The sequence below is a fragment of the Komagataeibacter kakiaceti JCM 25156 genome, from assembly GCF_000613305.1.
In genome coordinates this window covers 1-2,266 of sequence record NZ_BAIO01000389.1, presented here as the reverse complement: position 1 = coordinate 2,266, position 2,266 = coordinate 1, and the positions used below count along the sequence as shown (strand labels likewise).

The 2,266-nt window shown below is 68.2% G+C and carries 2 pseudogenes; both read right to left on the bottom strand.

The features are described from left to right. Positions 1–574: pseudogene (locus JCM25156_RS24695) on the bottom strand (M20/M25/M40 family metallo-hydrolase); the annotation flags it as partial. A 14-nt stretch (positions 575–588) separates the two neighbouring features. Then, positions 589–2,179 (bottom strand): annotated as a pseudogene (locus tag JCM25156_RS24690) (gamma-glutamyltransferase family protein). Positions 2,180–2,266: the final 87 nt, after the last annotated feature.

Here is a 2,266-nt window from a genome sequence, read left to right as displayed (position 1 = left end):
GCCTCGACATAGGCAAGGATCCGCTCGCCCCGGCGCGATGCGTGGTGCATGCGCCCGGCATCCAGCCCGAATTCCTGCAAGGCGGTGGCGAGCGTGGCCGTGCCCGCCCAGTCGCTCATCGCCGGATCCGGGGTTTCCAGCACACCGGCCACGGCATGCGAGGTCAGCATGCCGGAGGGAAAGCGCGATCCCTCCTCATCCCCGAAGCCGATGACTTCCAGCGCAAAGGAAAGCGCTTTCCCGCCCGCGCGAAATGGGCCACCGCCTCAATCCCGAGGATGACACCCAGCATGCCATCAAAAAAACCGCCATCGCGCACGCTGTCGATATGCGAGCCGAGCAGCAGGACCGGGGCGTTGGGGGCTGTTCCCTCGTAACGGCCGATCAGGTTGCCCGCCGCGTCCATGCGCGTGGTCATGCCCGCTTCCGCCATCCACGCGGCCAGCTGGTCGCATGTCGCGCGGTAGGACGGGCCGAGATAGGGACGGAACAGGCCGCCTTCCATCTCGGAATACGGCGCTTCCCCCAGCAGGGCGCAGCGCGCCACCGCCCTGTGGCCCGATGGGCGGTCCATGCTGTCCGTCTCCCCTACCATGCGGCCACGCATCCATCGCTGCGCGGGTCGCTCGCCCCTTCCAGCAGGCCGGAATCATGGCGGACCAGCGCCCCCGCATGCCCCATCTTGGAGGAAAATGGCTCCACGCGTTCCATCTGGTGCCCCGCCGCGCGCATGCGCTCTATCACCGCCGGGTCAAAGCGGTCTTCATATTTCAGGCTCACGCTCGTCTCACCCCATGTACGGCCCAGCAGCCAGCGGGGCGCCGTGACGGCCTGCTGCAACGGCACGCCATAACGGGCATAACGGCTGAAAATGGCGGCCTGCGTCTGCGGCTGGCCCTCGCCCCCCATGGTGCCGTAAACCATGTCCGCCCATCATTGAAGCGGGCGCCGGCGGGGTTGAGCGTATGGAACGGCTTGCGGCCGGGACGCAGCCCGTTCCAGCCCTGCGGGTCAAGGCCGAAGCTGGTGCCCCGGTTCTGCCACACCACGCCGGTGCGCGGCAGCACGATGCCGGAACCATATTCGAAATACAGGCTCTGGATCATGCTGACGGCCAGCCCGTCGGAATCGATCACGCCCAGCCAGACCGTATCGCCCGCCTGCGATGGCCACGGCCATGGGGCGGCTTTTCGGGGGTCGATGGCGCTGGCCATGCGGTCGAGCGCCCTGCCGTCAACCAGAATGTCCTGCGCCTGTACCGTCATGTAGGCGGGATCGCCCACATGGGTGTCACGATAGCGGAAAGCCTGCTTGGTCGCCTCGACCAGACCGTGCAGGTAATCGAAATCATCTGCATGGTCGGCCTTGAGCCGGTCGAACAGCGCCAGGATCAGCAGCGAGGCCACGCCCTGCGTGGGCGGGGCCATGTTGTACAGGTCGGCCCCGTGAATCCGGGCATGCAGCGCGGGCTGGTGGGTGGCCTTGTGAGCCTGAAGATCCGCCAGCGTGAGCGGGCTGCCAAGGTCGTGCAGGTCGGCGGCCAGCTCGCGCGCCACCGCGCCATGATAAAAGCTGGACAGCCCTTCATCCGCCAGTTGCCGCAGCGTGGCGGCCAGACGGGGGTTGTGCAGGATGTCACCCACGCGCGGCAGGCGGCCGCCGGGCATGAACAGATCCCTGAACCCCGGCACATCGCTGAGTTCATCCGCCTTTTCACGGGTGATTTCGGCCGCGCTGGCGGTTACGGGCACGCCCTGTTCGGCATAGTACAGCGCATCACGCAGCACGCGGCCCAGCGGCAGGCCGGGGGCCAGCGCATGGCTCCACGACAGCGCCATATCCCAGCCCGAGACGGTGCCCGCCACCGTATTGGCCGCCAGCGGTCCACGCCACGGAATCGCATCCAGCCCGGCGGCGTGGTAAAACCGGCATCGGCCTTCTGTGCCGCGGCCCCGCAGGCATCTATGGTCTCGACGCGCCCGTCGGGCCACATGGTCAGCCAGAACGCATCCCCCCCGATCCCGGTCATGTGCGGATAGACCACCGCCAGCGCCGCCGCCGTGGCCACGGCGGCTTCCAGCGCGGTTCCGCCCGCCTTGAGCACGTCCAGCCCGGCCTGACTGGCCAGGTGGTGGGGGGATGTGACCATCCCCCGGCATGAGCGCGGCGTATTCAGCATGGGCTGTCCTTCGTGGCGTATCCCGCCGCCAGTGGGGTGCAGCGCGCCAGACCGGCGCGCTGGAGTTCACGCGCCACCGCGAACAGC